Origin of the sequence: Natronoarchaeum sp. GCM10025703, assembly GCF_042661985.1 — an archaeon.
Taxonomy (GTDB): Archaea; Halobacteriota; Halobacteria; order Halobacteriales; family Natronoarchaeaceae; genus Natranaeroarchaeum.
Genome location: NZ_JBHSZF010000003.1, coordinates 128,663 through 155,270, shown reverse-complemented (window position 1 = coordinate 155,270; position 26,608 = coordinate 128,663). Strand labels below are relative to the sequence as shown.

The following is a 26,608-nucleotide window of genomic DNA, read 5'->3' as shown; positions in this document are numbered from 1 at the left end:
AAACAGACCGTTCCACAGTATCCGTGTCTCACTCTTCACTGAACTCGCTCACTTCAGTGACGAGATTCCCGAAGCGTCGAAGCAACACTTCGGCGTTTTCCTTCGTTGTTGTCGGCTGATACTGTCCGTCATCATACTCTGCCAGTTGGATACCTGGATGAGCTAACAGATTGAGTGACTGCTCAATGACGTGCTTATCTGGAACACGCTCCTCCGCGTACATTCCTTTCAGAATCAGGCGGAGTCGAGCAGCGGTCCCTTCCTCTGGATCTGCTCGTTGAAGCGCTTCCATCACCGCTAACAAGTCCTCAGTACCATCAAGACGAGTCCGTAGTTCATCATCGATCTGATCAAGCCGGTCATCTTGGAATGCACCCGGCTCAGTGAGATACATCGACAGTTCTTCCGGCGGGATTCCATAGGCATCACGCCGATCTAAGAGCGCTTGGAGGTGATCGGTTGCAAGGAGGACAATCCCCTGTCGGTCCGCATCTTCAATTGCTGCCGGGGTAAAGCCAGGCGCAACAACAATCGCTTGGTCGGCTGAGTGCCGCTCTTTATGCCCCTGAATTCGTGTTGCATCCGGCGAGGCCAGCGTCCCACTGCTTCGCGCCTTCACTTCGATGACTGCGTGAATTGGAGCCGTAATTTCAACATCCGTATCATCTCCGCCTTCAATCCATCGTGCTTCAAACCCCAGCCGAGAGAACCCCTTGGCGACCAGTTCTTCCAACTCCTCATATTGGTCACCATCCCGACTCGCCGCAACGATACGCTCTCCCAGATCGATTTCCTGTTCCTCTTCAGACTCCTCCTGCGACGGCTCCTCATCGAACTCATGAACCCGGACACCGCTCCCCGTTAACTCATTAACCGCGGTTTCAACGGACTCATACGCATCCTCTACATCGCGGATACGCGAATCCGACACCCGACTGAATCCCTGCGGGATATAATTATCTTGGTACCCAACCAACTCGTTGAACGACTCGATATCCACATCAATCTCCGCCACACCAGTCAAGAACACCAAATACCGCCACGGACTTTCAGGATCCCACGGATTCCCCTCAGTACGCCAGAGATGCTCTGCCAGGTCCAGATCATCACGTGTCCGAACAACCGTGGCCTGCGCAATGTACCTCCCATCCCGATAGATTAACGCGATGTCCCCACCCTCCACGAACTGCCACTTCTGAATCAACTGACGTCCCCCAAAGATGCACTTTCTCCGACTCTGAATCAGTAACGGCCTCAACTTCGGCGTCAGAAAGATGCTCCTCAAACTCCGCTGGGTCATGGCCCCCCTTCACAGACTGCAGATAATCCTGATAGGCATCCTCACGTCCAGCTGTAATAATGGCAATCCCCGTCATTCGTAAGTAAGTGAACAACTACTCGGTCAGGAGAAAAATCATCGGGGTAGACAGGGCATCTATCGGTTACTCTGCGGTCTGAATTCCGGTATGAATGTCAGAATGGCCTATCAATGTGGTCTCAGATTTCGGATCGGCGTCCACAACAAACATACCATTGTCCGACGCGCATTATTTCTGGAGGTCTGTTTAGATGGGCACACTTGACATCGACATTGAAACCGCGAGCCCGTCTGAAGAGCCGCCCGACAACTCGAACGACACCCGGTACTCTGAATTCTTCTCTGTCAGCCTCGCGTACGCTAGCGACCTGGACGACACACCAGAAACCGAGGTGTTGTTTCGGAGCGGCGACTGGGACGATCAGTATACGATTGACCTCTACGAGCGCCTCTTCGAGTGGTGTGATGACCGCAGCGTAGATCGTCTCTTGACGTACAATGGTGCCTGGTTCGACGGCACGCACTTGCTGAACTGGGCCCGCGACATCGACGATAGTGCTGACCGAGACTTCTTACCACGCACAGAGGATTTGTTCGAGAACCACGTTGATGTCGCACTCGCAGCTGCCGACGAGTATGAAGCCGAGCTCTGGGACGACCAGCACATCCTCCCTGACTGGAAAGTCTACGACCTCGCTGGCATCGACAACGACAGCGTCTGGTACGACGACTACGACTTCCCAGACAACTACCTCTCTGGAATAGACGGCAAAGCTGTCCAAGGCAAGCACATCGGGCAAGTCCTCGGCGATAAATACGTGCAAAACGTCGAAGCCGGCATCGAACATACCAGCGTCCACCGCGAACTCACACAACTCCTCAAAGACTACTGCATCAGCGACGTCGCGGACCTCATCAACCTCTACACCGCCCTCGGTGGTCCCAGCCTCGACGATACCTACCGCCGGCCCGCCACCAACATCGTCTGAATTCGATTTACCTCGCTATCTTGGTGCGCAAAATCCCTGAGAAGATTTTGATCGAGGAGCTCTCAGTCCGTTTTCTCACTCGGCTCCGAATCCGCCGAAATCCGATTAAGGAGTCTGTCTGCGGCTGTTGCTGCGGTGGTTGGTTCCAGTCCGTGCTGACAGTAGGCATCAACCACGGCTGACCGGATTTGTTCGTCAGGCCACTTCGGGCGCGGGTCAAGATAGCCCTCATCGCGGAGACATTCCCGGAGTTTTTCGGTTTTGCGCGAGCCGAATCGGTGGATGTCTGGGACCCTCTGAAGAAGCGCGTCTGGATCGCCATCAACCTGATCGGCCAACGCACTAACTTCATCAATAAAATTGTCGCTAACAGCGTCGACCGCTTCAGTACGTCACGGCCAACTGCCTTTCCGCGTCCGACCGTATATCCATCAACGAACGCTTCCAGTGCCGCACCGTGCCGACGAACCTGCTCGCGGGCTGACTCCGACATGAGACCATCAATGGCACCGATCTCCAGTAGCGACCGGAGATGCCCCCAGCGCTCAATACCTGCTGCACGGAGTCGATGCAATACTTCGGGGTCCTCAGTCACGTACCAGAGCGGAGCTGAGGCCGCTCCCTGTCGTGGGTCGAACGTCGGGACATCCAGCCGTTCACGGTACGTCCGGTGATCGTCGCCGTCCGGGACTGGCACGTCGATTGCACTGGATGTTTCGAGTGTCGGTGGTTCAGCGATAGGGTCGTGCCCGTCGCTCGCCGTCAACTGCTGGAGACTGTACTCAACGTCCGACTCTTCAAGCCGCGTCTCCCACCGTGCGCGTTCGTCGTGCCGGGCCGTGAAGTAGAATACCTGCCTCCCTGCCCGGGCCAGGTCAATCACGGTGTCAAGGACCGTTTCGGCTCGTTGGTCATCGAACGGTGCCAGCGTCTCGTCAAGCAACAACGGGGGCGCAGTCTCCTGCTCTCTGTGTTCGACGAAAGCGACCCGAACCGCGAGCAGGACCTGCACGCGCGTCCCACTCGACAAATCGTTTAGATCAACGCGTCGCTGTTCTCCCGTATCATATGCCCTGAACGTACCATCATCGAGTCTGAGCTCGAACTGCCCGTCAGTAATCCGCCGCAAGAGATCATCCGCCCGCTGAAACACCGGCTCCTGGTTGCTGGTAACTGTCTCCGCTTCGACGGACTCAAGAAGTGTATCCGTGACCGCATCGGCCACGTCCGCTTCGAGCGCTTCCTCAAGACCGCGCAAGGCTTCACCTCGCTCTTGAACGGCGTCAGCAATCTCCGTCGACGCCTTCGCGTCCTCGATTTCCTTCTCCAACGTCGTTTTTTCCTGTAACAGCTCGTCGTACTGGTTCGCAAGCTCCTGTTTTTCGTCTAACTCTTGTTCCAAGTCGTCCCTGTCTCGCTCTTCGATCTCTTCCTCGTAAGCATCGTGGTCACGAAGGTCTGAACGGCGATTCTCAAGTGTGGTCTCCGCAGTACCTTTCGCCTCAACGGCTGCTTCGTACTCCGAGTACTGCTCACACAGCGCTGCAAGCCGCTCCCGGTCACCAGACTCCAAGCCACGCTCAGTGAATAATACCTCTCGGTCGGCCCTGTACCGGTCGAGTTCCTCGTGGGCCGCAGCAACGTTCCCGTCTACCTCTGTGAGTTGCTGAGTTGCATTCTCGTAGTCGCGCTGTCGCTGGTCGAGACTCTCAACAGCAGCTGTCGCATCGGCACTCGTTCTGAACGCATAGGAGTACGCGTCAGTAGCGTAGGGCTTGATCGTCGCGCAGAACTGCTCCCGATACGTCTCGACCTGATCGCTGGCTTCCTGTAGCGCCGCCTGTTTCCCAACGACGGTTTCATCAGCAGCCTGCCAGCGCTCAACACGCTCGACTGTCACCGCCAGTTCAATGTCGTCGTCAATCTCGGTGTCGAACCGGTCCCGAAGGCGCTCACGCGCCGTCTCCAGTTCATCCCTGACGTCGTCGATATCGAACTGCGCACGGAGCTCATCCTGCTTCTGAGCCTCCTGCTCGTCCACTTCGATGACACGCAGTCGCTCACGAAGGTCAGCTACCCGGTCCCTGACAACATCAGGTTCCCACGAATCTGGCTCTGGAAGTCCAGTCTGCCGGAACGTCTCCGCATGGGTAGCTCTAGCAGTATTGTCAGATCCAGTATCGTCACTCCTCGCGGAGAGAGCCGCGTAGCCAGCGAGAGCGAGCCCGAGGACAGTCAGCAGGCCCCCAGCAGGATTGACGGTAAGCGCGATTACGACGCCTGACAGCGCCGTCAAGAGCCCCGCTGTGATGGCCACTGCAACAGGGCCTCGACTACTCGGCTCGTCAGTCGCTTGTGCTGGCGGGGCTGCGAGCCAGTTCTCAAGCGCATTCCGCCCGCTTTCAGCCGTTTCACGATCTGCGGATTCCCTCGACTCTCCAGCGAGCCACTCATCAATAGCAGCTTCAACCTGTGCTTTCCCATCAACTTCCGACACCTTCTGAAACGAACGACCGAAGCTCGGCAAGGTCGTCCGTATCAATCTCTCGGAGGGTCTCGCCGTCAAGGTCCAGGGGAATCTTTTCCCGTATCTCACTGCGCTTGGCTTCTGCGTCAGCTACTTTACGCTGCAATCGGTCACGATTATCTTCAGCATCATCGAGTTCATCCCGGTACTCTCGAAGCGTCTGCAACACCTCATCGGTAACGCCGTCCTCCGGGAGTTCCGTGCCGGCCAGTTTGTCAGCAGCCTCACGGTATTTTACGGCCGCTTCCTGCTCAACGCGTTTCTGTTGCGCTATCTGCTCATCAAGATCGTTGAGCTGGTCTAGCTCATCCCCATCGAACGAAGCCAACTCATCTGGGAATGACGTGACTTCATCGATCCGCTGGTCGTAGGCGTCCTGCGCCTTCCGATACTCAATCGCCGTCTCAAGCAGATCAACGCGCTCACTCGCATCGGCGGCAGCCGCGAGATCCTCTTCGAGTTGACTGAGACGGGCCCGTTCGGCTTCCAGATCCGGCGCGTCCCTCCGCAGTTCCTCAACTTGGTCGATGGCTGCCGCCGCCTCTTTCGTAGCACTAATTCCTCGTGTGGCGGGGCTGGCCCCGTCAGTCAGGCCGAAATCCCCACGGACTGCGTCGATATTGAACCCACCAGTCGATTCGCGCTGAATGACGCTTGCAAACTCGCCGTCGTCCGTTTCCTCTTGCAGCATGTCGTGCAACGACAATGCGTACCGACGACCGCCATCCAGCGACGGCACCGGGATCGCGTCAGCGGGTTCGCCATCACGAAAGTGCTCGCTGACACCACCGTGCAGTTCGATCCGCCGCGACTCCCCATCGTAGGTCAGTTCACTCCGAACAGTCGCAGAGGAAGGGGCCTCCTCGGGCCACAACGACCAGCGGATCGCTTCCGCCAGCGTCGATTTCCCAGCTGCATTTGCGCCGTACACAACGTTGACTCCTGGCGAAAACCCGTCAAGCGAGAAGCCAGCCGTCTCAAACCCGGGCGCACGGTCGAGGGTAACAGCGTTAATTGCGACCGGGGTCTCTCGGCTTCCTTCTGTGTCACTGTCGGTATCAGGCTGGTCAGCGTCGGTCGGGACGGGCTCACTCATCTGCGGGCACCCCTGCTGCTCGACGAAAGCGTCGACGAGTTGCCGAGCTTGTCGGCGGAGTACTTCCTTCGTTTCAGCTTCCGTCGGGCGGGTGTACGTCTCGTCGTGGCTCTTGAGCTCCCGATACGCGTTCGAGTCGTGGGTCTCGCGGACACTCGTGTGAGCGGCCTCTATGACATCCTGATACGGGTCCAGCGGTTCGTCATCGTCGAGTGCACGCAGCAACCCGGCCAAGTACCCGACTGGATCATCATCGCCAGCGCGATCGGCGAGATTGATCGACGGTTTCGTATCGACAGTCACGTCGAGAACACGTACTGCCGTCCCGCCCTCAGTGAGTTCGATCTGTTCAAGCTCTCCGCGTCGGCTGCGCAGGTCTGTGTGCGCGTCCGTTCGTCCCGAAACGGTCACTGTTACGGCAAGAAGCTCGGTCTGGGGGCCGCACTTCGTTGCTGTCTCACGTAACTGCTCGTGGGTAGCATCGACGATGTCGTGGAACCCTTGGTCAGGGTCCGTTGAGACGACGACCTCCTCGTACTGCAGTGTCGCTGACCTGAGCGGCTCTGTCTCTACTGTTCCGTCATTCTCGACCGAGACGAGCCACGCACCATGACCGTCGGTCTCACTCGGATCCAACGGTTGGAGCGACCCGGGATAGAGGATTGGCGGGTTCCCGTGACGGGGCCCCGGGACGTGGAGATGACCAAGAACCCACGCCGAGTGCCCACTCGTCGCCAAGTCGTCCACGGCGACCGGGGCGTACCGATCCTCCCCACTGACGTCTGCGTGGACGACTCCAAGACGTGGAACGCCCTCATCGACCAAGTCGTACGTAGCCAAAGGACTCTCGTGGTAGTACCGACCGGGGAACGACCACCCGTCCACGTGAAGGTTCGGTTCACCCTCGCCGTCGGTTACGGCTGTTCGCTCCCAGGACCCATCCCGACCAAGCAACCGGAGATTATCGATTGCCTCAGCCAAGTCCGGGAGCACGTCGGCGTCGTGGTTACCAGCGACAGCAACAAGAGGGATACCAGCCTCTGCAAGCGTAGTAGCCACGGACTCAACGGCACCGAACGCCTCCGCATACTTGTTTTCCTGATCAACAAGGTCACCCGCAACGATGACCGCATCCACTCCCCGAGAAACAGCCGACTCCGTGATATTAGCCCAGATCGTCCGGGGAGAAAACTCGGACGGATCGAATCTATCCGGGAGTCGGCTTGGACGACGCCCGATATGACTATCTGCTACACACAGAACCTCTACTGATGCCATCTGATAATCACATCACAAGAGATAAACATAAGCCCGGCGGTCGGATTGTGACCAGCCGAGGAGTTTTGGTGAACCCCATCCTCCTTACAATTACTCACTACGAGCGAACGAAATTCCATTCAGTTGTACCTGACTCACACCCACTCAAGCGCGGCGTTGTGTTGCGCAACATACTGCGTTTTCAAGCTATCATCGGGTATCGAGATCCGTTCTCCTGCATGGTCGATAATCGTCCTTTGGAGCACATCACTCTGGGTCTTGAAGCTCGGATTCACTCGAATCCGATACTCTTGATCGATCGTGAATAGCTCTCGGTCGAACGCCGCGTGATGCGTCTTACTCAACGGCAGTACGTTCGCAGGTCCGCTCGATGCCCAGGGTACTCACTCCAGGAAAGCACGTGCGCCACGTCCAACAACCCCGGGTGATCCACTCCCGAGATTGGGCACGTTCGATCATGCCGCGAAATCACCGTTGCTCGGAACTCCGGATCAACCACCCGCGCATGCACCGTCGTCTCATACGTCCCAGTATTCACACCATCAGCCGAATCCGGCGTCCACTCCGACCCAGCCCACTCCTCGACAGCCGCCTCAACGAACTCCCTACCCGCATCCGTCAACCCAAACTCCCCGTTCTGCTTCTCAACAACTCCCATACTCCGCAACCAATTCACTCGCTGCTTCGCCATATCCGTCTCCTCACGACTCCACCCCAACTCCGGATGCGTATCCAACTGCTGCTCACTCACCTCCGCGAGCGTCATCGACCCAGCAGCAAGCGCATACAACAAACTCCGAAGCCCAACGTTCCGACCACACATAATCCGAATCAACGTCCCCACATCACCTTCCTCAACGTACTCCCGACCAACATCACCAAGCATCCAATGCTCGTTTGTCTGCCGGAGGAACCCGACGTGCTGCAGATACCTGACTCGACGCATAATCGAATCTCGACTCGACACGGTTGCAAACGCCCCGCGGTGCCATCCGATCAAATCATCCGTCGACGGCCGGTGCGCATCAACGTACTCCAGTATGCGATCTAATGTATCGACGTAGCGTGCCCCACCACCGAACATCGGAACGATACTACGCAGGCGATCAGGAGACATACGTCCACAGTAACAGAGTCCGATCATGATTCTTGCCCTGCACCGGAGGCCACAAACTCCTAACAGACCAGTCTAATCTGGAACTGTGTAAAGAGATTCTCGGTGGCGTTAACTCATCGACTGATAAACGAAAGAGAATTACGCGTCGGTTGACTGGTTTGGCATATCCTGTTAAGAGCAGGAATCGACGTAGTGCTGAGAAAACTCCCTGTATCAGCGTTCTTCGCTGATACTCTCCCGGCTGTCGCCCCCGGAGGAAATTATGCCATTCAAAGCTCTCCAAGACGGTGCCCCCGTTTACCCTGAACAAATTGAAACCGCCGATGCAGAACTGGACTGCTTCGACTGTAATGAACCGGTGGCTATACGCGCCTCACACAAGCGCAACGGTTCATTCGTCGCGCGGCACTTCTGGCATCCCAGCGGAACCCCCGACGACTGTGAGGCAGTAGGCGGAGAGTCATGGAGACACCAGCGGATGAAATCGATTGCCGCCTCAAAAGCCAAAAGAGATGGCCAGACGCCACTGTCCAACTCGAACAACGGGTAGCCGACCGTCGAGCAGACGTACTCGTCGTTTTTGCCAAATCCCATCACCGATACGGCAACGGGATTGCGATCGAAGCCCAGTACAAACACGAAGACAAGGACTCTGAAGCCGTTGAGGCTGACTTCCAGTCAAACAGGTACTCGGTGCTTTGGCTACACGAGGAACAGTACCACGGCAAAGACGTCGATTTAGACGCCGGCGATTGGGCTATCTGGTGGGCGAATGCTGTTCCAGACAGAGCCCAATGGAACGGATACCACGGCATCATCCATTGGTTGTGGCAAGAGCAGCGACCCAGTGTTGAACTGGATATCCCGTTCCCCTCAGAGTGCTATGAGACGAAACTACGCCAGGCCTGGAAAAAAGGAAAGGATGTCAGAAATAGCTGGGAAGAGGTCTACGAAAAGAAGCAGGCGGCGCATTCTCGACGGCGTTCTTGTCGCTAACCCGAGCCCCGAAAACTAATCATCCATTCGTGGTTCTATCAAAGGGCAGAGGTTCCGACAACGAGATTGTGCATGTCCCGGTGAAACTGAGCGACGAGAACGCTGCTAAATTCCGCACGTTCGCGGATTCAGTTGAGAAACTGGCAGACGAACATGGTGACTTCGTTGACGAGGGCGCAGACGACTGGCAAACCGAGGTTGATGTTTGGTTAGACTCCTATGTCGAAGAGAAGAACGGGCTCCTCAAAATCAAACGCCCACCAGACGGGACGATTGCCTTCGTGCTGAAAGATATCGAACCAGGAAATGCTAGTGGTGTCACCGTGGCCAGTACAAACCTGCAGCCAGAGAAGCTTATCAAAGCCGCACGGAAGACTGCGTCCGTGATTGAGGACTTATAGTTAGCTCGTAGCCGTCTCGTTATCTTGGGGTTCTAGAAGGGCATCGGGTCGACGAGACCGCAGTTCTGAACATTGATAGTCGCTCCCTCGCTGTCGCCAATCATGATCGCAGGCACGAGGATCGCCACCAGCCCGAAAAGTCCGATCGCATGTACTCCATTGGAAGTGTGAGTTCTTCACCAGAGAAACCAACATCCTCTACTTGCCTGGCACCACAGCGGGCGCACCGTGAAACCCCCTCGCCATACGGCTCCCAGATATGCTCCCCATCTGGACCACAACCCGAGCCAGACGACTGCGACTCAGTAACTGGGCCAAGTAACTCTCGCTCATCGTAGAGAAACCGAGTGTGTTTGGTGCTGTACATCCGGTTTAGCCCACAACTCGAACAGGACTCGTACGCCTGACCGTGCTCTGCCATATCCTCCCATGAGTGGGAACAATCAGGGTTCGGTTCTTCCCACTGGAGGCTCGCGCTAATCTCCGTCGAGAACTCTTCTGCGTCGTTGTTGTAGACTGCAATCCCTTTCTGATCGCTTTTATTATCGAACGCCTGTCAACCACGCTGAATCGGAATCGATCCTCCTCGAAATCAGACGGGTCTGCCCAGATCACGCTGAACTCTGACGCGAGGTAGTCGTGAGTGGTGGCGAACTTGTCCTTGGCATGGTTCTTATACTGTACTTCGACGATGATACCCTTCCCGTAGTAGCGGTTCTCTGAATCAAATTCGACCAGGGCATCAGCGTAACGAGTATCTGGTCGCGTTGCGGTGTTCGGCACCTTCAAGACGGTTTCGGGGTCACACCGAGAATACTCACCCTCGAACCTCTGCCGCAAGGCCGATACGGCGAGCGATTTCAACTTCTGATGCATCTCGGACTCGGACACCCGCCCTGAGCAGTCTACGTCTTGATTTTGATGCGCAAAGTGCCGAGCTCGCCCGTCAGAAAATGGCCCTCGTGGGAACAACTCACCGTCGCACTCCGGACACTCCACAGTCACCCCATTAGCTACTTCCTCTGGAATAACCAGGTCATCATCAAGACGCCCAACAAACGACATTTCCTGATAGTTCCCCACCTACCCAATTAAGCATTATACACGAATTGGCTCTTCGCCCATCTCATACGAGGGCAGACACTTCGAGCATGGATAGCACCTACTCTAATCGTACCTCTCCGAACGTATCACACCAACTTTACAAGTCCTCGCTCTAATCCATTTCTTCGCAATCATTGACCGAATCGGCTTCCATACACCGCACGTCGAATCACCCTACTTGGCTACCTATAACTAAACGGTGAGTCGCTCGTCACGCTCGTCCATAGTCCCACCGCAACAATACCAAGCGCCCCACTTCGAGCGGCAGCTATCCTCGAAGGATTTCTCGGAGCCTTCGCAATCGCACTCTTCCTATTCACACTCACGCGAGTAGTCCACCGGTGAAGCACCCCAAACAGAGGCACTACACAGCGAATTCAATACCGGGCCATACAGGTACTGTATCGGGGGAGATGATGGTCTCTTCTCTGGACGGCCAGCTCTGAAGAGTACGGAGAGTTGGAGGTGACTATGTCTGTGTTGTGTCGTCGATTGGTGGCCGCGAGTCACGCCACCGGAAATCGGCCGTCCCACCCGAATCAAACGCAATCCGATCGATCTGAGAATCTCGCTCCTCAGCGGTAAGCGAATCTACATCATCACTCAGCACCGCAACGACACGCCCATGCTCACCGTGGTACTCCCGATGACCAGTCTGTCTCATCCTGAATATCGATCCGGACGCGGTCTCCCTCGGAGAAGCGCTACCTCATCAGATGGGATAGCAGGGATGGATATCAGCACCTGAGGGATCAACGAACGCCCACAGTCATATCCGGTGTCGCATTGAGGAACGCGACCGCTAAGTCTTAGATGATTAAACTGTTCTCAGTACATTCGGCACTTGTTCTATATCAGTAATAGGAACTACTCGATACCCCAGCTGTTTGAGTCTGGTCCGCTTTTGCTCGTCGTCTTCTTTGACGTAATCCTTCTCGTGAGCAGGTCCATCCACAAATAATGCAATTGACCTGCCAGGCCGCTCATAGAAGAAATCCGGCTTTGCAACCGGTTCGTCTCCGTCATAAATCACTTTCTGGGCATCGTCGGGAAGCTCGAATCCTTGATCTCGGATGGTGTGAAGCACTTCACGCTCGAAACTGGATTCACAGGCCTCCAGTAGCTTATCGAAGTTCCCTTTGTCCTCATCATCACTTTCTCCAGCCTGTTCCGTTAGCGGCGCAGTCTCCATATTCCTAGCCACGACTCCACGAGTGTTCTATCGAGGAACTCGTGTTCCGGCTGGTTGTAGAAGGACAAGAGACATTCATAACACGCTCGCTCACAACCGTCGTCATCGGGATCTCCGTGAAGAACGGTCTTTGCCTCTCGAACTGCCTTTCTGAAGCGTGCCTCGTCCATCAGCGAGTGGAGTACACCTGCGCCACCCTCACTAGTTTCGTAGATTACGATGGTAACCTGTCCGTGTTCCCCTGTCGCTGGTTTCACGAACGTGTCGATCTCTTCTTCGTCCAGATCGAACGCAACCAGAATGCCTTGGTAGACGGTTTCCTTGAGAGTCCGATAGAATTCCTCAGTTTGCTCCGGCTCAAGATCGCCGGGTAGCGGCGTAGTCAGCGTCACCGTATCGTGTTGCCCCTCAGAGAACAACTCGATCTCACGCTTGATCGCCTCCTCTGACGCATTAGCGTAGCAGTCCGGATCCTCTTCGTCAACGTGGCTCTCGATTTGGTCCTCGCTGGTTAGCCAGCGGTTACACTCCATACAGAGTGCGAATCCGCTGAGATCGTCTTCGTCAGCATCTCGAAGTCCGCTATTGACTAATACAATATTCGCACTTCCTTCGTATGTCACTCGGGCCTCGATCTCGTCTCCTTCTAAATCGTATACTTGAGGATCGGATCGCTCGTAGTAGCTGTTGATGTCATAGCCCTGTCGACGGCGTTCCTCCTCGTCGCTGGTGATGTTCTCTTCCGGTTGAGCGTGTTGGTTCGGGAGTTCCATCGCATTCGGATTCGGATGGGTTCCATCGAAGGGCGTCTCACAGGAGGGACACGCTGCAGCCTCCTGGGCATCCTCTCCCATCAGGATTGTCTCGCATTCTGGGCAGACACGAAGATGGCGGGTAACTGGCTCCGAATCCTTTGTCCGAGGCCGTGCATACCGAACAGCAAACCGCTCTCCCGCGTAGTAAACGTGGTTTCCGGGGGCAAATTCATTGATAGCCCGTGTCTGGTCCCGTTGAATGTCGTCCTCTCGGGAAGTGAACGTTAGTGTCGTACTCTGTCTGGGGAATCCGTAGTTTGGCAGGAATCCCTGTGAGCGGAGATACTGGTAGGTGTAGAAGCGTTTCTTCCCCGAACGCATGTCGTCAAGGCGGTCTTCGATGGCGTTGCGCTCGATCCGATCCTGATACGAACCGCCTTCCGTGGCGAGGAGACTATTCAACCGTCTCAGTTCACGGCTTAGACGAGTGTACTCACGCCGCCACGGATCGAACGCCTCATCCAGATTCTTGACGAAGTTGTCCACTTGGCGTTCGATGAAGGCATCGGTGAACCACTCCCCGACAGTATCCTGTTCCCGCTCACGGGCAAACGCCTGCTTCACCGCCTGGATAATCTTCTGTCGGTTGTTCTTGACGGCATTCTCCAGATCTGCCCGGTAGTCGGGCATAATCTCGTAATCGCTTCCCTCCTCGATGACTAGCATCTGGCGAGGTTTGCTCTGGAATTTCAGTTCGATCTGTTCGAGAACGAGGGCGTTGATGTGCGCCTCGACCAGATCCTGATTGTTGAGCAGGAACGTTGGCGGGCTTATTTCTCCGGCGATGATTCGTTCCGGATGTCGGTAGAAGTACTGGTCGTGGGAGCCCCGTCCGAACCCACGCCCACAGAACGTCGTGACGAGTGACGGCTGGTTTTGTCGCCCGGCCCGCCCGGAACGCTGAGCGTAGTTACTTGGGTTTGGTGGGACGTTTCGCATATAGACGTTCGAGAGGTCGCCGATGTCGATCCCGAGTTCCATTGTCGGCGTCGATACGATTGTGTTCACTTTCTCGCCTTCTCGGAAATCTGCTTCCAGTTGCTTCCGCTTCTCGTTTTCAACCTGTCCGCTGTGTTCGCCGGCGATGATGTCAACGGCGTTGTCGAACGATTCGGTATAGAGGTCGTAGAAGTACGACGATTCGAGATCCGTCTTCTCGGGCGTGATAGAGTCGCAGCTGTAGTTCAGACAGACGTCGAGTTCGTCCCGAGTTGTCGGTGTTCCACACTTCGGACAGACTCGGACGTCCTCGGGATCGGCGTGCGTGACCCGAAGCGCACTGTGGTTCAGCATATACACCTTCCCGGTGTACTTCAACGACTCCTGTGTCAACAACTTGAGTACCTCGTCGTCGCTGATGAGGTCAATGACGCTGTTGATGATCGCCTTCGCAGTGTCGGTGTCGACGTCTAACGCACGGGATGTCCAGCGGACGTGTCGAGAGCGGGATGTGTAAGCCGGCGGACACGGTGTCTCCCACTAGTACTTGCCGTATCGCTATATCCGACTGGGAAGTTGAAGAACTCCTGCCCGTGGAAATGGACCTCCTCATCGAGTTGGTTGATGACGTTGCGCTTGAAGTCGGCAAAGTTCGTGGTACTCTCGTGGTCTATCGCAACGCTTCGGCGGAAAATATCCAAGAAACCGGCGACATACTCTTCTCGCACCTGTGGATCGGCGTTCGACAGTTCAGGAATCGACTCCCAGACCTCCTCGACATCCGCCAGCTTATCGAGGTTCTCGTATTCGACGTCGATTAGCCCAACGTCTTCGAGGCTCTGCTGAGTGCGTTGCTGTTCACGACCGAGTTCGAGAATAGCGTTGAACAAGAGGTAATCGCTGTAATTCTGGCGATCCTCTGCCGACGGCCCGAACATCCCCGTGTCTATGGCTGGCGGAAGGGCTTCCTCGTCATCGACGAGGTCGAAGACGTCGTTCCCGAGCGTGGTGAGGCTAACGTCGTCGCCCTCTGCGAGGGTGTGGTACAGCGAGCGTCGGAATCGAACCCGCTGGTAGAGGTTATTGAGGTGAGCCGCCTGTAACGCAGTGTCCTGTCGATTGTCGGAGAAGGCGATAGTCTTCTGCTGATCGTCGGGGAGATTCCGCATCGTGTTCCCGATGAGAACGTCTGTCGCCGTTGAGCGACCGACGGTACCGAACGTGAACAGCTTGTTGAACTCGTTCTTGACCCGGCGAGTGTAGTGGACACCGCAGTTCGGACAGAACAAGAACGGCTGGTTGACTCGCAGCACTTCGACGCCCTGCGCAGCGAAGCATCCACATTCGAGCTGCCCCTGTTCTACTCTCCCGGGGGTAAGCTGATTGCATTCCGGGCAGTAGGTAGCTGGTTGGGGTTCAGCCTCGACGTAGGTGTCTCGAAGCTGTCCGTTATCGTTCAGCCACTCATCTGGGAGTGGGGCGGTTTCTCGATCCCAATCGCCCCGCATCAGGTACGCCTCCTCTTCGTCCTCCTCGGTGTCTACGAAGGTACTCAGCGCACCCTGTGTGACGGTGTTCTCTTGATCGACGACCGTGGTGTAGTACTCCTGACCGCATCCCCGACAGAACGAGAGCGGGTAGGCAGTCCGGGTACGGTCGTGTTCTTGGGCGCACGTACGACACTCGATGTCGCCGGCGTCACTCAGATGAGGATCGTCGTCCTCGAAGGACTCCTCGGTGAGGCAGGAGACAAGACCACTCCCCTGACTGAAGAAGGTGTGGAGCTTTGGGATGAATATCGGCTGTTCTTCGCCCTGTATCTCGGTCGTTCCAACCGTTCCGACGAGCAGAGCGGCTTGGAGTTCTTGCTCGATGTCGTACCGAGATGCATCGGGTCGGTACTGTTCCTGATAGCTACTGACGAGATCCTTTTCGTCTTCGCTTTCGTCGTCTTCACCGGCGAAGATCTGCTGGCTCTGGGAGCTAAGCTCTTCGTCGAGGAACTTGATCGTGGGGTGGTCCTCCAGCGCATTTCCGAGTGCCGACGCATCGGTCGTCTCGGCTGGCATCAGATCCCGGTCGAGGAGTTTCTCGGTGAGGTCCTGTGCGGCTTCGAGACTCCCATCGAAGGTTGCGATGTCACCCTCGGCGACTTCGATGTCGTCAGGGAGCGGTTCGTCGTCGGAGAGGGGTAGCGGATAGTGAGATTCTCGAACGACGTTGTCGGCGTCGACCTCCTCGCCGAAGATCTTCCCGGTGAACTCGGCAATCTCGTCGTTGGCGTTGATTCCTTCGTCGCTCTGGACCGTCGCAGAGGTGCCGACACAGACGAGTTCCTCTCCGGCGTCGGTATTCTGCTTCAGCCGGCGGACGAGTGCGGCGACGTCGGCCCCCTGATGGCCGGTGTAGGTATGAATCTCGTCAAGTACCAGATACTGCAAGGCTCCTTCGTGCATCTCTGGGAAGAGCTTCTTGTCGTCATGCCTGGTAAGGATGAGGTCGAGCATGACGTAGTTCGTCATCAAGATGTCTGGCGGGTCGTTCTGCATCTCCTCCCGAGAGACGACTTCGGAGTCGAACGCTTCCTCACGACCGAACTGCCGGAGGAACTCTGGTGCTTCGTCAGGGTTGTGTGGCGTGTCACCCGTGTAGAGGCCCAGCCGGAGACCCGTCCCGTCGAGTCGCTCTGCGAAGTCCTCGTACTGGGAGTTCGCCAGAGCGTTCATCGGATAGATAATGACCGCCTTGATCCCGTCCTCTCCCCGCTCTTTGGCTTCGAGACAATGGCTAACGATGGGAATCCCGAAGGCGAAACTCTTCCCTGACCCCGTGCCCGTGGAGACAATGGTATTGTTCCCGGACTGGATAGACTGGATCGCCTCAGTCTGATGTTTGTACGGCTCAATAGGATCGCCGCCAGCGCCGGTAAAGACGTCCAGAATACCCTCGTGGAGCTTATCGTCCGCAACAAACTCTTCGAGGGTATCGCCGTACTGGAAACGTTGGTTCAGTTGGACGAACGGCTCCTTCCACAGCACCTTCCCTGTCTCGATTCGGTTCTCGATCCAAGCGTTGATCGTCTCGTCGTCGACGTTTTGGAAAGTTTCGACGTAGGAACGGTAGGAGGATTGAACACTATCGAGGGCGTCGAAGGGATTTAGTCTAGTTGCCATTGTCAGTTGATGTCTGGAAATTTGTCATCTGGAGAAGATCCATCATTTTATTTTTAATTGAGTGTATACTATAATTACATTCTAAGTGGTACCCTTCAATATTCTTTGGACGAACCATCTCCCTCCCATTCCGATGAACAGGTTCAGAATTTATGAGGTACCTTTCAGGTCCACTTTGAATTGGGAAATCAGATTCGCTGAGATACCCATTCTTAATTAAGAATTTTGTCAAACCAGCTAAACACTCCGTTGCGGCTTTGTCTTCAGGTAGTATCACTTCATTTCCTTCAATGACAATTCCTGTTTCCTCAGTCAATTGTGCTCTTACACTCATATCTTGCTGTCCTTTGCGCAGTGCCTTAATTTTGGTTCGTAATCAACGGGTGACCTCATCTGACCCGGAAGATATTGCTTCGAATGCCGTCAACACCTCCTTGCGTGTTTTAAATTCATCATATTTTCCAATCTCGTTTGACTTGATCTGCTCAAATGATTCAAATATTTCCTTAACATCCGATTTATTCAAGTTATATATCTCACAAATGATTGCCTCTATCTCCGCCCGAACTTTTCGACGATCTTCACATGATTGTTGCAGTTCCTCAACATATTTCTCATCCACTTTCCGAACGAACGGTTCTAATTCTCGGGAGGGGTACATGTACTTGAATACTAATTCTTTCAGTCGTTTTGAAGCGGAGATGCCATTTATCTGTACCTCCTCGAATCGGCTTGGTTCTGGGATTGGCAGTTGTTTTAGTAGATATTGGCTGATCGCAGCTCCTCCATGTTTTTGCCTCATTACATAGTCCAAGGTGAAAGAATTCAGTATGGCTAATAGCTTTACACCACTCTCCTCATTTATTCCCCGGATGAGATTTACTGAATCACCGGCAGCTACTTTAGGAAGTATAGTTGCAATTGTCGTACGACGATCGTCAGAACGTGCATATCTTCTCAAGGCGAGGTGCCATTCATCGCCGTTCACATCTTGGTAGGATTCTTCATTAACCCAATACCGGGGTAGAATATTTTTCCCACTTTGATGCTTTTCCTCTTCATTCAACCGACGAGGATTCCCATTTTGAATATCTTCTTTAGATAAACCCTCAAATGATGCAAATCGGTGGTCATATTGGTGAAATAGTTTAGCTTCATAGAGTGGCAACATATATTCATCATTTTTCTCGAAGAGATTTTCTTGAAGATCCCAACCTTCATTCTCTAAATCTTCTTTTGAGTTGAACAGTCCCGAGTCCGATGACATATGATACATATAGGATATATCTACATCCCATGGACTATGAATTTCCTCAGACTCATTGATCAAAATATCTGAATTATTGTGTATTTTGAGGGTGAGTTCTGCGTCTTTTCGGTTTGTGAATATAGGACAAGTTTTCGTGTTAGGGTTGATAGTTTCAATCTCTCTGGGAGTTAGTTCAAATATCCGGGATTTATTTTGCAGTTGTTCCAACTCAGTCAGATAGAAAGCAAATTCTGCGGATCTGCTTTCTCTCACTTCCTCCTCAGAAAGAGAAAGTAGGCAGAAACGCTGACGGCTGTCTACACCCTCAAAAATGCTATTTGAATTTACAAATCCATATAGGCTAACTAGGTTATTCTCTTCGACGATCTCTCTGAAAAATTCTTGAGTCTTAGATTCAGTTGCAATCCCCGTCGGTACAATCACTCCACTGCGACCTGAGTCATTAATTGAGTTGAGAAAGTGTTCTGCAAATGGAGCATATATATTTATCTCTCCACTTCCAGTGAGTGGGTACCGACCACTATGTCTGACAAACTCTGCAGTTTGGTTAGTCCTTTTAACATTCCTGTTATATTCTTCGTAGAGTTCTGGCTGTTCTGATTCTAAGTTTTCAATCAGTTCTTCCCGCTCTGCTTGGTTTTTAGCATTAACAATATCTGGAGCTCTTACAGCGAAGAACTCCTTTGTTTTAACTTGAAGCACATCCCAGGGGGTTCCCGATTAGACAATCAAACCCACCGTCGGAGAAAACTTGAGGGAATTCAAGTGGCCAGTGGAAGAAGGATTGTTCATCCGCAATTCTGGACGCTCGCTCCCGGAGGTCCTGAATACCGGATAGCTTCTTCAATGGCGCATCAGAAGATTCTGGAGGATCTCGGCGGATTCTCTCTATTGTATTTGGCGTAGGGTATTCATCTGCTGACCCATCAAGAGGCCAATAAAATGCAGCGGTCCATAAATCACAAGCGAGCTTCTCGTGTTTGAATCCCTCACTATCTCGTAATTTTTGGTAGATTTCTTCCTTCTCATTAACATCCTCAATATTGGTTTCTTCCAGATGATCCAACTGTTCTGCGAGGCTCACGTAATCGTCTTCTACTCCTCCCCAACGTCGATCAAGACGAACCTGCTGTTGTTGTTCACTAAGTTCATCATTCTCCTGTCGAACTCGCTTCCGGATCTCGTTGCCTTTGTGCCAATCACGGCCTTTTGAAGTTTCATAAGCATCAACCGGAACACCTTGGCTGAGCAATTCTGGCGATGTCCCGATGAGCGAATTCCCTGCTTAATTCGGTGATCAAGAAAACTCAAGGGCTTATCTGCAACCGCTGAATTAATCCACAGACTGACTTTTGCCAACTCAACAGCCATCGGATTCAGGTCAACTCCATAAAGGCAGTGTTGTACTACTGACCGGCGAGCTTGACGAACCGTTTGTTCATCAGGGTATAGGGATTCGGACCGGATCTCAGCAAGTTTTTGGCCGAGGAAATTGTTAGCAGCAATGAGGAACGCTCCGCTTCCAGATGCGGGATCACACACCGAAATATCCAGCAACTGTCTTTCCTGTACCTCGGTAGAAGCGTCGTCATCAACTCGATCTTCTACTATCGGTTTGAGCGAACTCTGGATAAGCTCGTCAATAAGACCGGGGTCAGTATAGTAGCTCCCTGTCTCTTTTCGCTCCATCCCACGATCATCAAGATAGAACGAATCTGGAGAGATTGTCCTGTCTTCCAGTTCAATAGCTGTTTCAGCTATCTGTGGTGTGAACTCAAGAAGACTCTCGTACACAGCACCGATCTCTTCAACACCTAAGTCAGCGTATGAAATCCGCTGACGGTAGCCATCCTGTTCAATGTGGGTTAAGTCATCTACAGCACTCAGAAGTTTCTCATTTGGACACTCGGCATCCAAGATATATTCTAAATTATCGTTGTCGAATAGATCCCCATTATAACCGGGAACACCAAGCCGCTTATCTCCCTCACCAACCAGTTGGAAAGTCGCCTTCAACCCCTCCCAGAGATCGGTATTTCGGTCTCCTTCTCACGCTGCTCGGCCCGTTCACGGAGCTTTGTGATGCTGTATTCCTCCGTAAAGAGGCTATCACGTTGGGACATCATACCACGTTGCTCAGCAAACATCAGGAATAGCAGTCGGTAGACTACGTAGAGCAGATCCTGATAATAGACCTCGGCTGCGTCTTGTCCACCGTCCTCCAAAGCGGCTTCAATCTCAGGGTTGAGGAATCCGTTCCCGAGAGTTTCAAGCGCATTGACGACATTCTCCTGGAGATCTTGACCCACCTTCACACCGGTAGCGAGAGCCACCTGGTACAGCTGCTCCAGCGGAGTTTCGACGTCATCATCCTCGTCGGCAATAACGGGGTTGATGAACCGTGTGGCGTGACATAGGCGATATAGTGCCCGGAAATCCCCGTAATTGCGATTTGTAAATAGATTCTCCAGATCGAACTCTACGTACCCACGGGTGTACGTGTGGTAGAAATCTCGAAGAACCCGGAGCGTCAGCCCGTTGGTTACGACGGCCCAGTCGTGTTCGTCGCTGGCGTTCAGGAACTCCTGGAGCGTGTCGTGTGGACTCTTGGCTCCACGGGGAGCGTCCTCCGGTTTCTCGTCCAGCTTCTGTTCTGGTTCGACGGTATGAATAATCGGAGCCGTCCGCCCCTCCATCTCACCGTAGCTTTCGATCTCGCCATCGGGCCACCCCTTGTGTGAGAGGTTTGCCTCGATGCCGCCTGCTTCGAGATTCTCACGCTGGAAGACCGGCTCGAACCCGAGATTCTGGAACAACTTGAGGATCCACTTCGTACGAGCGTCCGAGACGTCCATATGGAACAGCGTCTCGTCCATCGTGAGCTCGTCCCATCGCTCTCGAAGCGTGTCCCACGTATCCCCGATCTCCGCTTCGATGTCGGCCTCTTCGGGCGGCTCTGTGTTCGGTAACGCAAAGGTCTCCGGTCGGACGGCAGACTCCCCGCAATGACGCTGTCGGAGCTTGCTCACCAGTTCGTCCGTAAGGAGACCGCCGCTGGTATTGATGAACGTCGTTGACCCGGTTCGTGGAGTACTGGAACTCGATTCGGCTTCGGCGTCGGTAGATGGTGTATCGATACTCATTGTTAGTTGCTCCCGTAGTAGACGGTGACAGTCAGCAGATCTTTGCTCGCAATCTCGACGTCGTCAATTCCGGATAGCCAGCTTCCGCTTCCGGATTTCTCAAGCTCCGCTCGCATCTCCGTTCGCTGTTCGACGATTTTGTCCCGGCGCTGTTCTGCTCGCCGTTGTAGCGTCTGTTCGAACGCCCCGTGTCCGAGAGCGTCTTTGAGATCGTCCTCCTTCTCCATCGAGGTACGCTGAACTGGTTTGGCTTCGCTTTCCTCCAGTGCCTCGACGTGGTTCTGATCGAGCGGTTCGTCCCCGTAGATCGGCAACCCGACCTGCACCAACTCCTCCATAATCGTTGGGTCGGGCTTTGTGTCCGCCACGTACCGAACCAGTGCTGTATACACTGCTGTCGGCTCACTCACTTCGTTGGTTCCCCGTATGGCTGTCCGCCCATAGCGATCCTCATCGGTCAACGCAGTTTCCTTGACGGCTTCAATGAGCCGCTGTACGAGCGGGTGGGCGATGTCGAGCATCTCCGTATCCGAGGATTGGGATGCCTCGTTCGGATCGAACGTCACGTCCTCGTACTCACGCTTGATGTCTGGCCCTTGAAGCCGATCAGCGGTGATCTTGATGTCGAGATGGCCCTGGACGTTCATATCGTACGAGCAACTGAACAGATCCAGAGCGCTCTTCACGAACTGTTCCAAGGTCCCCTGACCGCCGATCCGCTGGTGCGTCTCCTCTTGGCGCTTCTGAACCTCTTGCAGTCCGACTTCGGTGTGTCCGTAGAAGGACTCGGACTTGATCCGGTCGAGCGTCTGGTCGTCGAAGACGCTCGCACTCTCACGCTCTGCTGGTGCGGAACCGCCTCCGAACTCTTCGAGTGTCGCCTGTGGAACGCCGGCGTCGATTCCCTCGTCTTTGAGGAGTTCGAGGATTCCCTCGTCGTCACCGAAGTAGGGCGGTGAAAACCCGTACTCCTGCCTGATGTTGTTCGCTTTCTGAACCAGCTTTTCGAGGATGGCGACGTCCATCTGGTCCTCGACGACCATCGTCCGGATGACGACTTCGTCGTTCTTCTGCCCGTACCGGTCGATTCGACCGTTCCGTTGCTCCAGCCGGTTCGGGTTCCACGGCAGCTCGTAGTGGATGATCTGGTTTGCGGCGTGCTGGAGGTTCATCCCCTCGCTGATGACGTCAGTAGCGATGAGAACGCCCCGTGTAGAGTCCTCAAACTCCTTGAACCGCTCTTTCCGCTGGGCTTCGTTCAGAGACCCGTGAAGCGTGAAGACCTCGGTCTCGTCGCTCTGAGAGTCTTTGATCTGCTCTTCGAGATACTCCAGGGTGTCCACGTACTTCGTGAAGATGATGACACGGGGATAGTGGAACCGATTGGGGAGTGTTTCGTCGAGGAGCCGCTGTAGCTTTGCGTCACGGGTTTTGGTGACCCGCTTCGCCTTCTCTGCGACGTCTTCGAGAACGTCCAGTTCCTGTTCGATAGCGGCCATGTCACCCGTGACGACCCGCTCGACTCGTTCTCCGACTTCCTCCTCACTGTACTCTTCTCCGGGGTCGTCGTCGAGTGCATTCGCCTGTGCCATCGATTTGGAGACCCCGGCTGTCTCCTCGATTACAGTCTGTGTATCTTCCTCGTCAATATCCTCCAACCGACCTTCGAGCTTGTCTTGACGATTTTTCAGGGATTGTCGGAGTGCTTCGGGACTGCTCAGCGCTCGCTTGAGGAAATGAATGACAGACCAGCGCGCCAGCGTCTGGCTCTTGGAGCTAGAGCGCTGGGCAGAGGACATCAACAGTTCGCCGTACTCCCGGACGGCGTCGTACGTCTCTTCTTCGTATTTCGTTGGCGTGACCCGTACCTCGTCCTGATTACGTTCCGGGAAGGGGTTCTTTCCGTCGCTATCGGAGAACCATTTTTTGACGTCGTCTCGCCGCCGCTGGACGACGTGCTTTCGAGCGCCACCTCGATGAATAGTGGGATCGTGTCGAGGGCCGGAGACGGCGTCGACGTCGAGCATTCAGAATCAGACTGGCGAACGAATCCGTGTACCCGTTGTGAGGCGTAGCCGTCAGGAGGAGACAGTGTTCGGCGTGGTCGGTGACCTCAGTCGCAAAGTCCCAGCGCTGCATATCGACCGTTTCGTTCGCCCCAGATTCGTGCGGTTTCGCAGCTTGGTGTGCCTCGTCAATGATAACGAGATCCCAGTCTTGATCCAGAATCTCGTGCCGAACGCTGTTCTGCTTGGCATAGTCGATGCTGACGATCAGCTTCGAGAAGTGCTCCCACGGACTGGTTCCCGGCGGAATTTGCTTTTCCATTGCCTTCCGGTGGCGTCGGCTGATGATGTCCGCATCGATGTGGAAGAAGTAGTTGAACGCTTCACGCCATTGTTCTCGGAGATTCGCAGGCGTGATGATGAGGATTCGATCAGCCTTGTTACGAGCGATAAGCTCGCTCGTGATGAGCCCTGCCTCGATGGTTTTCCCGAGACCGACGTCGTCCGCTAGTAGCATCCGGACACGAGGCATATCGAGGGCCATCACAACTGGAGTCAGCTGGTACTCGGTGGGGATTACCCGTGATCGCTGCAAGCTCACAAGCGGAGCTGTCCCGTGGAGCATCGAAAGGCGATATGCACGATTCAGTAATCGCTGAAACTCAGGATTACCGAGCTTCTCAGGGTCTGGTGGTTCCAGACTACCCTGCCTGATGTCTTCAACCGGCGTATAGAACCGGTGTCGGTCAGCAGCATTCCCATCTAAGGGGGTCGCCGTTACGACGTTCCCATCTACAGCGTCAACGCGCCAAAGTCGGTTCCGATTTTCTACCACAGAGCCGGGTTGGATATTGGGGGAAGTTGTGAGCTCATTTGTTGGAACTTAAGACAGTGCTTTGTGGCTACTGAAGATGTTTACAACCTGCAAGGAGAACATACTTATCTCTACCGGGAATGGAATTAGTGCGAAATAACGCGCCGGGCAGATGACTATTCAAGTAGCTCCTAAAGGAGAGAATTTCCAATTTTTTGCTTCTAACTTCCCCTACCTCTTCGAGTGATTTCAACTTGCTGTCCCCAGGTGATGGTAGCATCACGGATCACCACCACGCGGAGGCGACCCGGGTACGACAGGCTACGGATTTAAGCGATACTCCAAGACTCCCCGTTAGCGCAGTGTGAACAGTTGTAGAACCGACCACTCGAAATCAACGAATACAGAGACAGAGTCACACGATCACGATGACGCGACGAGTATGAGCGAATCGAGCAACAATCGGCCGGATTGGTTGAGTCCACAGGAATGCCACGAGACGGTTGATCCGGCCACACGGGAAGCGGTGTTTGACGAGTATTCCCGTCGCTGCCGGGTGTGCGGACGACGCGATCAGGAGAAAGGCGGGTTAGCGAAGCTGCAGGTCCACCACATCGAGCGGAATCTGGACGGAATGGATGAGCACGATATAGACAACCTGACGTTACTGTGTCGGTCGTGCCACAGCTACTTTCACCAGCAAACCACGTCTGCGGTTGCTCCGGTTGAGATCACTGCGGAGGAACAGACGATGCTGCTCCCGCAGGACATCGAGATCCTCCAGTAGTTAACAAACGCGGGTCCAGCGCGAACGGGTGACACCGCTTCCGGAGTGCCGACCGACCTGTCGGTATCCGCAGTTCGTGAGCGGTTGTGGGTGCTGATGGGGACTCGACATCCCCGTCGAAACCCGCGACCGGCAGATCGTCGATAAAGACGTTGAAACCCGGGAATAGGAGCTCACCGAACAGATAGAGAACTCCGCTCGCGGGCACATCGCGGATGACCCGCAACTGTTGCTCCAGCGCATGGAGGACGAGCAAGTGAGGCAGGCACTCGAACGCGGGTGTGATCGGAGCGATATCATTGACGTGTTCGATGTCTCACGGCGCCCGACGTTCAACAAGCAGAAGCCCGCCTGTGTGTACGACTTCCCCTTGTCCGCGTCCAATCGCGGGGAGCGGCCGACCGACAGCGACCGGTCGGACCGCAGTCCCGACAGGACTGACACACCAGCCAAAGAGGGCCATGAACAGCAGCGGCTTGGCGCAGTACCTGAACAGGATCCGGACTCGCTGGGCCGGAAAGAAACGTGGGGACTCGAGACTAACTCAGAAACACGGCCCTCGAATGAGAGTGTGGAAGATACTGATCAAGCAGTGATCGAGAACGGTGCCGACGAGGAACTGCGCGTACATTTGCAGTACGCAATTGATGCGCTGCAAGAGGTAGAACAAGCACTGTAGCAATCGTCCGTGGAGCGCAGGGTTTGAGTCCTGAATTCCGCGTAGTTGGCGATCCCGTCTGGAAACAGGCCGAGCAATCAGGACTGGGTGTGACGCGGTCCGACGAGTTATGATTTGTTCAGCTCAGAGACGAGTTTGTGGGCTTTTGCGGTTGGCTGGACCTTACTGTTGGTGTCGCGTTCGTAATACTCATCGAGTTCTGAGTTGAGGTATTGCCAAGCCTCTTTTCCGGTCTGGAGTCCCCACGCGTCGGCTAATTCACCGTTTGATGTTGGGGCTAACTGTACGATATCTTTGACTCGGGAGCGGAATTGCGGGTCACCGGGTGTGGTGCGAGTTGGGTCGTCGCCAGAACCGTTCCCAGTACCGTTAGTAGTAGTAGTCGTGCTACCTGAGTCGGGAGACTTTCCAGTCGGAGGTTCGATGATGTCGGGTTGGTCACGCGACTCAGGTGCGGGTACGTCGGATGGATCGATCCCGTCAGTCCAGAGCCCGCCGCCCCAGTTGAAGACGCCGCCGCGCTCGCTCGCGTATCGGATGAATGCACGGAGGGTGTTTTGCCACGGCGCTTCGTCTTCGATGGCAGTCTGGTTTCCGACCATGATGAACTGGTCTTTTGGCCGGGTACAGGCGACGTTGAAACGGTTCTGATTCCCGGAAAATTGCAGTCCGTATTTTTCGGTGTTGACCGCGCTAAAGAGGATTGTTTCTCGCTCACGGCCTTGGAAGCCGTCAACGGTTGAGACTTCGACATTGCCGTAGTCGGAGAGTTCGTCGCTGATCAGAGTGCGTTGGCCGCGGTAGGGTGTGATGACGCCGAGTTCGGACTCGTTAACGCCCTGCTCATCTACGAGATGGGCGACGAGGTCTGCAACGACATCAACTTCTGCGGTGTTGACGGAGCCACTGAAGCGCTTGCGCCAGGCTTGCTCGCCGGCGACGTCCACGAACGTTACCGGTGGGC

22 protein-coding genes and 1 pseudogene are annotated in these 26,608 nt (G+C 54.7%); 5 read left to right on the top strand and 18 right to left on the bottom strand.

From position 1 onward, the window contains the following. Positions 1-28: 28 nt before the first annotated feature. Positions 29-1,015, bottom strand: a complete 987-nt coding sequence (locus ACFQH2_RS19755) for a restriction endonuclease (protein WP_377077140.1) — start codon at positions 1,013-1,015, stop codon at positions 29-31. A gap of 554 nt (positions 1,016-1,569) precedes the next feature. On the opposite strand from ACFQH2_RS19755, the gene ACFQH2_RS19750 reads away from it, so the two are divergent. Beyond that, positions 1,570-2,307 (top strand): hypothetical protein, encoded by a 738-nt coding sequence (locus tag ACFQH2_RS19750; RefSeq protein ID WP_377077255.1) that lies wholly within the window; start codon positions 1,570-1,572, stop codon positions 2,305-2,307. Between the two features lie 7 nt (positions 2,308-2,314). Here ACFQH2_RS19750 and ACFQH2_RS19745 read toward each other — a convergent pair whose 3' ends face one another. The 4 genes from ACFQH2_RS19745 to ACFQH2_RS19730 all read right to left on the bottom strand — a co-directional run bounded on the left by ACFQH2_RS19745 (position 2,315) and on the right by ACFQH2_RS19730 (position 8,325). After that, the gene (locus ACFQH2_RS19745) at positions 2,315-4,624 is read right to left on the bottom strand and encodes a hypothetical protein (RefSeq protein ID WP_377077136.1); all 2,310 of its coding nucleotides are present in this window, start codon (positions 4,622-4,624) and stop codon (positions 2,315-2,317) included. 166 nt (positions 4,625-4,790) lie between these two features. After that, positions 4,791-7,208 (bottom strand): metallophosphoesterase, encoded by a 2,418-nt coding sequence (locus tag ACFQH2_RS19740; RefSeq protein ID WP_377077253.1) that lies wholly within the window; start codon positions 7,206-7,208, stop codon positions 4,791-4,793. Between the two features lie 134 nt (positions 7,209-7,342). Beyond that, the gene (locus ACFQH2_RS19735; protein ID WP_377077252.1) at positions 7,343-7,552 is read right to left on the bottom strand and encodes a hypothetical protein; all 210 of its coding nucleotides are present in this window, start codon (positions 7,550-7,552) and stop codon (positions 7,343-7,345) included. Continuing rightward, a complete protein-coding gene (locus ACFQH2_RS19730) occupies positions 7,549-8,325 on the bottom strand; it encodes an HNH endonuclease (protein WP_377077250.1) in 777 nt (258 codons plus the stop codon). Before ACFQH2_RS19730 ends, ACFQH2_RS19735 begins: the two co-directional genes overlap by 4 nt. A gap of 462 nt (positions 8,326-8,787) precedes the next feature. On the opposite strand from ACFQH2_RS19730, the gene ACFQH2_RS19725 reads away from it, so the two are divergent. Both ACFQH2_RS19725 and ACFQH2_RS19720 read left to right on the top strand, forming a co-directional pair. Continuing rightward, complete coding sequence (locus ACFQH2_RS19725; RefSeq protein WP_377077248.1) at positions 8,788-9,321, top strand: hypothetical protein; 534 nt, start codon at positions 8,788-8,790, stop codon at positions 9,319-9,321. Positions 9,322-9,401: 80 nt separating this feature from the next. Beyond that, complete coding sequence (locus ACFQH2_RS19720; protein WP_377077247.1) at positions 9,402-9,722, top strand: hypothetical protein; 321 nt, start codon at positions 9,402-9,404, stop codon at positions 9,720-9,722. Between the two features lie 372 nt (positions 9,723-10,094). On the opposite strand, the gene ACFQH2_RS19715 is transcribed toward ACFQH2_RS19720, so the two are convergent. From ACFQH2_RS19715 to ACFQH2_RS19660, 12 genes and pseudogenes are all read right to left on the bottom strand, one after another. Further along, entirely contained in the window at positions 10,095-10,613 is a 519-nt protein-coding gene (locus ACFQH2_RS19715) for a hypothetical protein (protein WP_377051019.1), read from the bottom strand. Between the two features lie 682 nt (positions 10,614-11,295). After that, a pseudogene (locus ACFQH2_RS19710) lies at positions 11,296-11,503 on the bottom strand (hypothetical protein). Positions 11,504-11,643: 140 nt separating this feature from the next. Next, positions 11,644-12,018 carry a hypothetical protein gene (locus ACFQH2_RS19705; protein WP_377077245.1) on the bottom strand — a complete coding sequence of 125 codons (375 nt, stop codon included), beginning with the start codon at positions 12,016-12,018 and terminating at the stop codon, positions 11,644-11,646. After that, entirely contained in the window at positions 12,000-14,165 is a 2,166-nt protein-coding gene (locus tag ACFQH2_RS19700; RefSeq protein ID WP_377077243.1) for a DUF1998 domain-containing protein, read from the bottom strand. The genes ACFQH2_RS19705 and ACFQH2_RS19700 overlap by 19 nt, the downstream gene beginning before the upstream one ends. Positions 14,166-14,242: 77 nt before the next feature. Next, on the bottom strand, positions 14,243-16,945 hold the full coding sequence (locus ACFQH2_RS19695) for a DEAD/DEAH box helicase (RefSeq protein WP_377077241.1): 2,703 nt from the start codon (positions 16,943-16,945) through the stop codon (positions 14,243-14,245). Then, the gene (locus ACFQH2_RS19690; RefSeq protein WP_377051023.1) at positions 16,935-17,279 is read right to left on the bottom strand and encodes a hypothetical protein; all 345 of its coding nucleotides are present in this window, start codon (positions 17,277-17,279) and stop codon (positions 16,935-16,937) included. Before ACFQH2_RS19690 ends, ACFQH2_RS19695 begins: the two co-directional genes overlap by 11 nt. Before the next feature lie 42 nt (positions 17,280-17,321). Next, on the bottom strand, positions 17,322-18,917 hold the full coding sequence (locus ACFQH2_RS19685) for a hypothetical protein (RefSeq protein ID WP_377077239.1): 1,596 nt from the start codon (positions 18,915-18,917) through the stop codon (positions 17,322-17,324). Then, positions 18,904-19,299: a hypothetical protein gene (locus ACFQH2_RS19680; protein ID WP_377077237.1), complete on the bottom strand. Its 396-nt coding sequence runs from the start codon at positions 19,297-19,299 to the stop codon at positions 18,904-18,906. The genes ACFQH2_RS19685 and ACFQH2_RS19680 overlap by 14 nt, the downstream gene beginning before the upstream one ends. Positions 19,300-19,310: 11 nt before the next feature. Next, positions 19,311-20,231, bottom strand: a complete 921-nt coding sequence (locus ACFQH2_RS19675) for a DNA methyltransferase (protein ID WP_377077235.1) — start codon at positions 20,229-20,231, stop codon at positions 19,311-19,313. Continuing rightward, the gene (locus tag ACFQH2_RS19670; RefSeq protein ID WP_377077233.1) at positions 20,228-21,244 is read right to left on the bottom strand and encodes a hypothetical protein; all 1,017 of its coding nucleotides are present in this window, start codon (positions 21,242-21,244) and stop codon (positions 20,228-20,230) included. The genes ACFQH2_RS19675 and ACFQH2_RS19670 overlap by 4 nt, the downstream gene beginning before the upstream one ends. A 116-nt stretch (positions 21,245-21,360) precedes the next feature. Beyond that, positions 21,361-23,385 carry a helicase-related protein gene (locus ACFQH2_RS19665; RefSeq protein WP_377077231.1) on the bottom strand — a complete coding sequence of 675 codons (2,025 nt, stop codon included), beginning with the start codon at positions 23,383-23,385 and terminating at the stop codon, positions 21,361-21,363. Continuing rightward, positions 23,267-23,881 carry a DEAD/DEAH box helicase gene (locus tag ACFQH2_RS19660; protein ID WP_377077229.1) on the bottom strand — a complete coding sequence of 205 codons (615 nt, stop codon included), beginning with the start codon at positions 23,879-23,881 and terminating at the stop codon, positions 23,267-23,269. The genes ACFQH2_RS19665 and ACFQH2_RS19660 overlap by 119 nt, the downstream gene beginning before the upstream one ends. Before the next feature lie 739 nt (positions 23,882-24,620). Here ACFQH2_RS19660 and ACFQH2_RS19655 point away from each other — a divergent pair. Then, complete coding sequence (locus ACFQH2_RS19655; RefSeq protein ID WP_377051029.1) at positions 24,621-24,965, top strand: HNH endonuclease; 345 nt, start codon at positions 24,621-24,623, stop codon at positions 24,963-24,965. A 229-nt stretch (positions 24,966-25,194) separates the two neighbouring features. Next, entirely contained in the window at positions 25,195-25,644 is a 450-nt protein-coding gene (locus ACFQH2_RS19650) for a hypothetical protein (protein ID WP_377077227.1), read from the top strand. A 107-nt stretch (positions 25,645-25,751) separates the two neighbouring features. Here ACFQH2_RS19650 and ACFQH2_RS19645 read toward each other — a convergent pair whose 3' ends face one another. Next, positions 25,752-26,591: a DUF5797 family protein gene (locus tag ACFQH2_RS19645; RefSeq protein WP_377077225.1), complete on the bottom strand. Its 840-nt coding sequence runs from the start codon at positions 26,589-26,591 to the stop codon at positions 25,752-25,754. Positions 26,592-26,608 lie beyond the last annotated feature (17 nt).

What these genes read in the sequence shown, in the direction of transcription:
- ACFQH2_RS19750 (WP_377077255.1), top strand. Translation starts at nt 1,570, where the DNA reads ATGGGCACACTTGACATCGACATTGAAACCGCGAGCCCGTCTGAAGAG.
- ACFQH2_RS19740 (WP_377077253.1), bottom strand. Translation starts at nt 7,208, where the DNA reads ATGGCATCAGTAGAGGTTCTGTGTGTAGCAGATAGTCATATCGGGCGT.
- ACFQH2_RS19730 (WP_377077250.1), bottom strand. Translation starts at nt 8,325, where the DNA reads ATGTCTCCTGATCGCCTGCGTAGTATCGTTCCGATGTTCGGTGGTGGG.
- ACFQH2_RS19725 (WP_377077248.1), top strand. Translation starts at nt 8,788, where the DNA reads ATGGAGACACCAGCGGATGAAATCGATTGCCGCCTCAAAAGCCAAAAG.
- ACFQH2_RS19705 (WP_377077245.1), bottom strand. Translation starts at nt 12,018, where the DNA reads ATGGAGACTGCGCCGCTAACGGAACAGGCTGGAGAAAGTGATGATGAG.
- ACFQH2_RS19695 (WP_377077241.1), bottom strand. Translation starts at nt 16,945, where the DNA reads ATGGCAACTAGACTAAATCCCTTCGACGCCCTCGATAGTGTTCAATCC.
- ACFQH2_RS19690 (WP_377051023.1), bottom strand. Translation starts at nt 17,279, where the DNA reads ATGAGTGTAAGAGCACAATTGACTGAGGAAACAGGAATTGTCATTGAA.
- ACFQH2_RS19665 (WP_377077231.1), bottom strand. Translation starts at nt 23,385, where the DNA reads ATGCTCGACGTCGACGCCGTCTCCGGCCCTCGACACGATCCCACTATT.
- ACFQH2_RS19660 (WP_377077229.1), bottom strand. Translation starts at nt 23,881, where the DNA reads ATGCTACTAGCGGACGACGTCGGTCTCGGGAAAACCATCGAGGCAGGG.
- ACFQH2_RS19655 (WP_377051029.1), top strand. Translation starts at nt 24,621, where the DNA reads ATGAGCGAATCGAGCAACAATCGGCCGGATTGGTTGAGTCCACAGGAA.